We start from the raw sequence: 8834 nt of genomic DNA, 5'->3' as shown, positions 1-8834 counted from the left end.
GGGTAGCGCTACCCGCTGCACCACTCCGTGTGGTCGGACTTGATCTCACCGAACGCCGCGGAGACGTCGGCCACGCCCGTGTTCGGCCTGATCACCATGGAGCGGCCGGTGAAGTCGGGCCCGTTGTAGATCTTCCAGCACCAGCCGCCCGCCCGGCCCTGCTCGTCCACGCCCCGGGGGACGTTGTTGTACAGGGACTTGGCCCTGGCCAGCGCGGGCTCCGCACGGCTCGCACTGTGGTGGAAGGCGAACGTGGACACCGCCCCGGTGTACCCGGCGCCCGCATAGGCGCAGAGGGCGTCCGAGGCGCAGCCCGCAGGGGCCCTGTGGTGCCCGCCGCTCGCCTGGGCCGGGGCTGCCGGCGCGATTCCGGCGGCGGTCGCGGTGGCGAGTACGGCGGCGAGGGTCGCGGTCTTCATGGGGTTCATGCCGGTCTCCCTGTCCACCTCGGCATCGGCCGAGGCCAGTGGGGAACGTCGCAGGGGAACGTCGCAGCCGGAAGGACGGGCGGCCGGGACCATGCCCCGGCGGCGGCCGCTGGGTTCCACCGTACGTAGCCCCCGGCCTGCCGCAACTCGGCCGGGGGCCGGTCCGGAGGGCGACGCCGGCGCGGGCCGGGTACGGCAGCGGAGCACCGGCGCCGTACAGCGGCCGTGCCCGCCCCCACAGGCCAGGGCCGGATCCGGTATGTTCTCGGCGCTGCTGACGTTCCGACAGCTCCGGGGCACTCCCGCAGGCGCGGAGCAACACATGCCTGACAGGCCGTCAGCCTAACGGGAGGCCGCCGCGGGCGCCGCCCGGCGAGGGTCGGCCGGCACCCGCAGAGGATCCGCCGCTACGCCTGCTGCCCGGCCAGCGCCTCCCCGATGACGCGCGCACCGTCAGCGAAGGCCCCGGGGTTCGGACCGGAGTAGTTCAGTCGCAGATGGTTCCCGGCGGGTTCCGCCGGGAACCACTCGTCCCCGGGAGCGATGACGACTCCGGCGGTCTCGCAGTCGCGGACGAGCCTCGCCAGGTCGGTGGTGTCCGGCAGCCGCACCCAGAGGTTGAGCCCGCCCTGGGGCACCGCCTCCAGGCGCGCCTCGGGGACATGGGCCCGGAGTGCGCCGACCAGGAGGTCGCGGCGGGCGCCGAGCCTGCGGCCCAGGCCCCGCAGGTGGGTGCGCCAGGCGGGCTGGGTGACCACGTCCAGCGCGACCGCCTGCAGCAGGCCGCTGACGTACATCGACTCGGCCTGCGCACCGGCGAGTATCCGTTCCCGGGCCGGTCCGCGGGCGACGACGCCGGCGACCCGGACCGCCGGCGACACGCTCTTGGTCAGCGACCGCAGATACACCACATGGCCGCCGTCGTCGCGTGCGGCGAGCGGCACCGGAACCGCCTCGATACCGAGGTCGTGGGCCCAGTCGTCCTCGATCAGGAACGCTCCGTGCCGCCGGACGAGGCCGAGCACCCGGTCGGCCACCTCGGGTGGCCACTGGGCGCCGTTGGGGTTGGCGAAGCTGGGCTGGGCGTAGAACGCCCGCGCCCCCGTCTGTGCGAACGCCCGCGCCAACTCGTCCGGGTCCGGTCCGTGGACGCCGCTGGGGACGGGTACCAGGTGCACCCCCGCCTGGGCTGCCGCCAGGATCGCGCCCCAGTAGGTCGGCGACTCCACCAGCAGGGGTCGGCCCGCACCGACCAGCGTCCGGAAGGCGGTGCTGAGGCCGCTCTGGCTGCCGGGGAAGACGATGACGTCGCTCGGGGCCGGGGGCATCACACCGAGCGGTGTCGCCGCGCCCAGTTCGCCGGCGAACCACGCCTGCAGCTCCGGCAGTCCGGCCGCCGGCGGGCGGTTCACGGCGGCGTCGCTGCGGGCCGCCCGGGTGAAGGCGGCCCGCACCAGGCGCTCGGGCAGCAACTCCCGGTCCGGGTAGCCCGAGTGCAGCGCGATCACATCGTTGGGGACGGTCCGCAGCGCCGTGGAGAGCCTCGGGACGCGGCTGCCCGGCGAGCCCAGGGCCGCGGTCTGCCACCCGTAGTCGCCCGGGTGCGCCGCGCGGGCCGCGCGCACGAACGTCCCCACACCCGGCCGGCTCTCCACCATGCCCTGGGCCGCCAGGGTCCGCAGCGCCCTCTGCACCGTGACCGGGCTCGCCGCGTACTCGGCGACCAGCGACCGGGTGGAGGGAAGCCTCGCATCCGGCGGGGCCTTGGCGATCCACTCGCGGAGCCCTGCGACGATCCGTGAGCTGCTATCGTCATACATGACAGACAACAGTAGCGCTACTCTCCCCGGCACCTCGGCGATATCCCCCGGACGAGCCGAGCCTGCCAGGCATGCCGGACACGCCGGACACGGCTGGGGTCTGCTCGGGGTCGCGGCCTTCTCCTTCACCGTTCCCTTCACCCGGATCACCGTCGAGCACGGGGCGATGTCCCCGCTCTTCGTCGGCTGCGGACGGGCGGTCATCGCCGCGCTGCTGGCGGCGGCGCCGCTGACGGCCACCAGGCAGCGACTGCCGCGCGGCCTCCAGTGGGCGCGGCTGGGCGTCGTCGCCGCCGGTGTGGTCGTCGGGTTCCCGCTGCTGACCTCGTTCGCCCTCACCACGGCCTCGGCCGGACACGGAGCCGTCGTCATCGCGCTCCTGCCGGCGACGACCGCGGTGATCGCGGTGCTCCGCGGTCGCGAACGGCCCCCAAGGACCTTCTGGGTCACGGCGGGCGCCGGCGCCCTCGCCGCCGTCGCCTTCGCCTCCCTCCAGGGCGACCGGTTCGGCGGCCTCCACTGGTCCGATCTGCTGCTGCTCGGCGCCGTCGGCGCGGCCGGTACCGGCTACGCCGAAGGAGGGCTCCTCGCCCGTGAACTCGGGGCCTGGCAGACCATCTCCTGGGCCCTGGTGCTCTCCGCACCGCTGATGGCCGCCGGGGCGGGCCTCTCGGTGGCCCGGCACGCGCCCTCCGGGACACCGGTGGAGTGGGCGGCGTTCGCCTACCTCGGCGTGGTGAGCATGTTCCTCGGCTTCTTCGCCTGGTACTGCGGACTGGCCACGGGTCCGATGGCCCAGGTCAGCCAGATCCAGCTGGTGCAGCCGGTGCTGACCATCTGCTGGGCCGCACTGCTGCTGCACGAGCACCTGGGCTGGCCCACGGTCCTCGGCGCCGTCGCCGTGATCGCCTGCGCCGCCGCAGCCGTACGGACCCGGCTGGGGCGCGCGGGCGGCGCCCGGTAGGGCGCGGGCGGTGTCCAGGGGTCCCCACCCGACGGTGCCGACACCTCCCGGGCCCAGGCGGGCGGTCCAGCGGATGCGCCGCGGCGTCAACGGAGTCGACGCGCCCGCCGGGCACCCGCGACAATCCCGCCATGCCGCATGCATCCGATCCGCTCCCCGTCCTCTGGCTCTGCGGGCCGGCAGGCGTCGGCAAGACGACGGCGGGCTGGGAGTTCTTCCGCGGGCTCACCGCATCGGGGGTCACCGCAGGCTATGCCGACATCGACCAGCTGGGCATCTTCCTCCCCGGACCGCCCGAGGACCCGGACCTGCACCGGCTGAAGACACGGAACCTTGCCGCTGTGCTGGCGAACTTCCGTCGGCGGGGGGCGGTGTGCGCGGTGGTGTCGGGGATCGTGGACCCGGTGCGGGGCGTGTACGCCGGTGAACTGCCCGGTACCGAGCTGACGGTGTGCCGGCTGCGCGCGGACCCGGAGGAGCTGGCGCGGAGGTTCACCGGGCGCGGCATGCCGGCGCACCTGGTGCAGGACACGCTCGACGAGGCGGAGGGCCTGGACGCCACCGGCATCGGCGACCTGTGCATCGACACCACCGGGCTGCCGGTGGCCGAGGTGCTCCGGCGGATGGCCGAGCGCCTCGGCGGCTGGCCGGTCCGGGGGCGACGGGCCCGGGGCGGCGGGCCGGTCCGGGGGCGACGGGCCCGGGACGGCGGGCCGGCGCGGACTCCGGCGGGAGATTGCGAAGGACCCGGGGAGATCCCGGGACGCGCGCGGCCGGGAGTTGAGGCCCGGCCGCTCGCCGAGGCCCGGGCGGCGCGACCGCTCCCCGGCCGGCCGGGCCCGGGCGGCGCGGCCACGCCGTCGACATCTGCCGAGCCGGGAGCACCCGCCGCGGGCCCCCGGGTGCTCTGGCTGTACGGCCCCACCGGGGTCGGCAAGTCGACCATCGGCTGGCAGGTCCACCAGCGCGTCAACGACTCCGTCCGCAGCGCGTACCTGGACCTCGACCAACTGGCCTTCCTGCGCCCGGCGCCACCCGGCGATCCCGCCCTCCACCGGCTGAAGGCGGACAACCTGGCCGCCCTGTGGCGCGCCTACCGCGACGCCGGCGCAGCGGCACTCGTCGTCACCGGTCAGGTGCCGGACGAGGCGACCGCCGCGCTGTACACCGCAGCGCTGCCGCCCGCCGCCGTCACGCTGTGCCGTCTGCGGGCGGGCCGCACCGCCCTCGTCGAGCGGATCATCTCCCGCGGCCGGGGCGGCAGTTGGGCGGCTCCCGGCGACCCGCTGAAGGGCCGGGCCGTCGCGGAGCTGCTGCGCACCGCCGAAGGGGCGGTCGCCGCGGCTGCGGCCCTGGACCGGGCCGCGCCCGGACACCTGTGCGTCGACACGGACGGCCGCACGGTCGAGGAGTCGGCGGCCGCGGTCGTCGCCGCCTGGCGGAGGAGTCACGCCGCAGCCGCGCCGCCCTGACCCGCCCGACCGGCGCCCGCCGGGAGCCCGTCGGTGACATCGCCGCCGCAGTCCTTCGCACGGGCATGGCCTCGCCCGCACCGGACCGGTCCGGTCCGGAACCGCGCGTTGTGCGCGCACGGACGCCGACACCGGGACGCCGCCCGGCCGGCAGCGGTCCTACGCCGCAGGTGGACGCTCGAAGAAGGTCTCCAGGGTGACCGTGGCCTGGGTGCCGCTCACGCCCTCGATGGCGTACAACCGCCGCAGTACGTCCTGCAGTTGGACCGTACCAGCGGTGCGCACCTTCACCAGGACAGAGGCGCTGCCCGCGATGACGTGGGCCTCCTCGATCTCCGGTATGGCGGCGAAGGCCTCGGCCGAGTCCCCCATCCACGCCGAGGACTCGACCATCACGAAGGCGAGCACCCCGAGCCCCAGCGCGCTCGGGTCGACATCGACGGTGGTACGCCGGATGACCCCGCGCTCCCGCAGTTTGCGGACCCGCTCGTGGGTCGCCCCGGCGGAGAGCCCGATCGCCCTGCCCAGGGCCGCGTACGCCTGCCCGGCGTCCTGCTGCAACAGCGCCAGCAGCGCGCGGTCGGTCTCGTCCAGATTCTCCGAAGCCATGGTGAAACCATATCTCCTTCGGTGATACTCATGTTGTACAGAATGAAACTCGGCTCTGGACATCATGAGGTGGACTGTGTCTGGCGACATCAAGTACGGCCTGTACCACATCCTGGATGACCGCTTCCGGACCGGTAAGTGCGCCAACGGCGACACCCGGCTGGAGAAGCTCCACGGGAACTGCCGGTGGGCGGAGGGCCCGCTCTATCTGCCGGCCTGGCGGCAGCTGATCTGGAGCGACATCCCCAACGACCGGATGCTGCGATGGGACGAGTCCACCGGCACGGTCGGCGTCTTCCGCTCCCCCGCGGGCCACAGCAACGGCAACACACTGGACCGGGAAGGCCGTCTGATCAGCTGCGAGCAGGGCAACCGCCGGGTCACCCGCACGGAGCACGACGGCTCGGTGACCGTCCTGGCCGACCGCTACCGGGGCATGCGGCTCAACTCCCCGAACGACGCCGTGGTGCACTCCGACGGCTCCGTCTGGTTCTCCGACCCGGACTTCGGCATCACCAGTGACTACGAGGGCCACCGTGCCGAGGGCGAGATCGGCGCCTGCAACGTGTACCGCATCGATCCGGCCGACGGTGAGGTGCGGCTGGTCGCGGACGGCTTCACCGGCCCCAACGGGCTTGTCTTCTCGCTGGACGAGCGGCAGCTGTTCGTGTCGGACAGCAGGGCGGCGCACATCCGCGTCTTCGACGTGCGCGAGGACGGCACACTCTCGGACGGCAAGGTCTTCGCGGAGTCGCCGAGGAGCAGCTTCGACAACATCCGCTTGGACGACGGCGGGCGGCTGTGGGCGGCGGCCTTCGACGAGGGGGTCCACTGCTACGACCCGGACGGCACGCTGATCGGACGCCTGCTCGTCCCCGAGCCCGTCTCCAACCTCGCCTTCGGCGGGCCCAAGAACAACCGCCTCTTCATCACCGCCACGACCTCGGTCTACTCCCTGGTCATGTCGGTGACCGGAACCCCCCGGGTGCGCCGGGGCCGGATCTGACCCCCAAGCCGTAGGGAATGCCCGGTCCCGCCCGGGGCGGTCTGCCCGGGGCGGGACGGGGGCGGTGCGATGGCGTACGGCCCGGAGCGCAGCGGCCGGGGGCCGCCCGCCGCGGGTGTCAGCTGCCGGGCACGGTGTCGGTGAAGGCGGTTCCGGCCGTGCGGTACCCGGCGACCCTGGCCGCCACCTGGGCGGGGGTGAGCACCTGGTCCTTCACGAAGTAGACGTAGTCGACCTGCTCGTCGTAGGAGCGGGGGGTGCTGCTGCTCTGGCCGCCGAAGTCGATCAGCCAGTGGTTGAAGTCGATGAACTGGCCGGTCTCCGGCAGGTAGGGCTCTCCGTGGGTGGCGAAGACCTGGCCGTCGATGGAGTAGGTGATCGCCGTGCTGTCGATGGTGATCTGGAGGTCGTGCCAGCCGTCGTACGAGGCCCGGCTCTCGGTGTGGGTGTTGACGGCGTTCCAGGGGTCGGGGTTGTAGGTCTCCCAGGAGGTGGCGTACATGATGTTGCTCGGCTCGCCCCATCCGCCGTTGGGCAGGTACTCGAAGTCCTGCTCGCTGTAGTCGGGGTCCATGGGCGCGTTGAGCGGGGTGAAGTTGAAGAACGTCTGGTTGACGTGGTCGCCGTCGGGGCCGCCGGTCGGGGTGTCGTCGAACCTGACCCGGGCCGCGTAGGTACCGAACTTGAACTTCCGGGCGGTGGTCTGGAGTTCGGTCTCACGGGTGCCCGCCGCGGTGCCGTCGGTGGTGAGCCTCAGGTTCATGATCGAGCCGCTGAAGGTCACATCGCTCGGCGACCAGGTGGCGCCGGCCACGCCGGGGCCGCCCTGACCGGACTTCACGGTCCAGCCGTGCCGGCTCACCGCAGGGTCGCTGCTGCTGGTGTAGCCGAAGTCGTCGAAGAGCGCGGGTGCGTTGGGGTCGGTGGGCGGTGTGGTCGGCGGTTCGGTGGGCGGTGTGGTGGGGTCGTTGCCGGCCGGCGCGGTGCCCCAGAGCAGGGTTCCGGCGCGCTGCAGGGTGACCTTGTCCCAGTTGGCGTAGGAGGTCTGCGCGGCGCCGAAGGAGTAGTCGTCGGACTGGGTGAGGGTCTGCCAGTCCGAGCGGTAGAAGCGCAGTTGCATGTCTCCGGTGTTCTGGCCCGGGGCCAGCGAGCCGGCGCCGGAGGTGAAGCCGATCTCCAGATAGCGGTCCGCGGTGGCGGTGGGGCTGGCGAGGGTGCCGACGGTGCCGGTGATGTTGGCGCAGCCCTTGACCGCCCAGGAGCAGGCGAAGCGGTAGGAGACGGACGGCCCGTCGGACTTGAAGTAGTAGCGCAGCTTCAGGTCCGAGAGCGGCACGGTGGTGGACCCGGCGTTGGTGATCTCCAGCCAGGGCTCGGACTGGTCGGCGGTGGCGCCGGTGGCGCTGGTGCGGTACTGCACGCTCAGGTTGTCGCCGGCGGCGGAGGCGGGCGTTGCGGTCAGCGCGGCGCCGGTGAGGCCTGCGGCGGTGCAGACAGCGAGCGCGGTGAGCAGACCGCGCGAGGTGCGGGGGGTTCCTGACACGGTGATCCCTTTCCTGTGAGGGGTGCGACCCTGCGAGGTACGGGCCTGTGAGGCGGTGCGGGACTCCTGCTGTGGGAGTGCGGGCTCACAGCAGGCCGGTGCGGTCGATCCCCAGCGCCGCCAGGCGGGCGGCGTGGTGGCGCAGCGTCGGCAGGAAGTCGCGGGTCCAGTCGCTGCCGGGGTTCCAGGCGCGGTCCGCCAGCGCGCACAGCCGCGGATACGCCAGGTAGTCGAACTGGTCGGGGGTGGTGATGTACTCGCTCCACAGCTGGGCCTGGGTCCCCAGCACGCGGGCGCGCTCGGCCTCCGTCCAGTGGGCCGGGCCCGGCTGGTGGTCATGGACGGTGCGCAGGTCCACCACGGCGCCGGCCTGGCCCTGCGGCTCCTCGGGCCGGTGCGACTGCGGATAGTCGAGGTAGGTGGCGCGGTGCGGGGTCATCACCACGTCATGGCCCCGACGGGCGGCGGCCCGGCCGTGGTCCCCGTCGCGCCAGGGCATCACGGTGAACTCGGTCGGCAGGCTGGAGGCGCTGTCCTCGGCCCACACCACCGGCCTTCGGCCTGCGGCGAGCAGGTGCCCGCCGACCTGGCGCAGGAACCAGCCGTGCAGGGCCTTGGGGACGGGCAGGCCGAGTTCGGCGGTACGGGCGAGGGCTGCCGGGCTGCTCTCCCACTCCTCGGTGGGGCACTCGTCCCCGCCGAGGTGGACGTAGGGGGAGGGGAAGACCTCCATCACCTCGTCGAGCACGGTACGGCAGAAGTCCAGGACCTTCTCGTGGACGCCGAGGACCTCGGGGCAGACCCCCCACTGGGTCCACACTCCCAGGCGGCGCTCCGGCCGGTTGCCCAGGTGGGGGTAGGCGGCGAGGGCGGCGCGGGCGTGGCCGGGCATCTCGATCTCGGGGACCACGGTGACGCCCCGCTCGGCGGCGTACGCCACCAGGTGCCGCAGTTCCTCCTTGGTGTAGGCGCCGCCGTGCGGCCGGTCGTCG

At 73.5% G+C, this 8834-nt stretch carries 8 protein-coding genes; 3 read left to right on the top strand and 5 right to left on the bottom strand.

The window, feature by feature from the left end:
* Window positions 1-8 precede the first annotated feature (8 nt).
* Both AOK09_RS40230 and AOK09_RS19790 read right to left on the bottom strand, forming a co-directional pair.
* Window positions 9-428, bottom strand: a complete 420-nt coding sequence (locus AOK09_RS40230; protein ID WP_055588540.1) for a peptidase inhibitor family I36 protein — start codon at window positions 426-428, stop codon at window positions 9-11.
* A gap of 407 nt (window positions 429-835) precedes the next feature.
* Window positions 836-2248: an aminotransferase-like domain-containing protein gene (locus AOK09_RS19790; RefSeq protein ID WP_055588539.1), complete on the bottom strand. Its 1413-nt coding sequence runs from the start codon at window positions 2246-2248 to the stop codon at window positions 836-838.
* Here AOK09_RS19790 and AOK09_RS19785 point away from each other — a divergent pair.
* Both AOK09_RS19785 and AOK09_RS40825 read left to right on the top strand, forming a co-directional pair.
* Window positions 2247-3212 (top strand): DMT family transporter, encoded by a 966-nt coding sequence (locus AOK09_RS19785; RefSeq protein WP_079063239.1) that lies wholly within the window; start codon window positions 2247-2249, stop codon window positions 3210-3212. The genes AOK09_RS19790 and AOK09_RS19785 overlap by 2 nt on opposite strands.
* A 131-nt stretch (window positions 3213-3343) precedes the next feature.
* Complete coding sequence (locus tag AOK09_RS40825) at window positions 3344-4684, top strand: P-loop NTPase family protein (protein WP_055588538.1); 1341 nt, start codon at window positions 3344-3346, stop codon at window positions 4682-4684.
* Between the two features lie 159 nt (window positions 4685-4843).
* Here the strand turns inward: AOK09_RS40825 and AOK09_RS19775 are convergent, their stop codons facing one another.
* Window positions 4844-5278 carry an Lrp/AsnC family transcriptional regulator gene (locus tag AOK09_RS19775; protein ID WP_055588541.1) on the bottom strand — a complete coding sequence of 145 codons (435 nt, stop codon included), beginning with the start codon at window positions 5276-5278 and terminating at the stop codon, window positions 4844-4846.
* Window positions 5279-5369: 91 nt separating this feature from the next.
* On the opposite strand from AOK09_RS19775, the gene AOK09_RS19770 reads away from it, so the two are divergent.
* Window positions 5370-6299 (top strand): SMP-30/gluconolactonase/LRE family protein, encoded by a 930-nt coding sequence (locus AOK09_RS19770; RefSeq protein WP_055588537.1) that lies wholly within the window; start codon window positions 5370-5372, stop codon window positions 6297-6299.
* A gap of 118 nt (window positions 6300-6417) precedes the next feature.
* On the opposite strand, the gene AOK09_RS19765 is transcribed toward AOK09_RS19770, so the two are convergent.
* Together AOK09_RS19765 and AOK09_RS19760 are read right to left on the bottom strand one after the other, a co-directional pair.
* A complete protein-coding gene (locus AOK09_RS19765; protein ID WP_055588536.1) occupies window positions 6418-7842 on the bottom strand; it encodes a cellulose binding domain-containing protein in 1425 nt (474 codons plus the stop codon).
* Between the two features lie 85 nt (window positions 7843-7927).
* On the bottom strand, window positions 7928-8834 hold a 907-nt coding region (locus AOK09_RS19760), incomplete at its 5' end, for a beta-N-acetylhexosaminidase (RefSeq protein ID WP_157875957.1).

This window comes from Peterkaempfera griseoplana, assembly GCF_001418575.1.
GTDB classification, from domain to species: domain Bacteria; phylum Actinomycetota; class Actinomycetes; order Streptomycetales; family Streptomycetaceae; genus Peterkaempfera; species Peterkaempfera griseoplana.
This window is presented reverse-complemented; position numbering and strand designations above follow the sequence as displayed.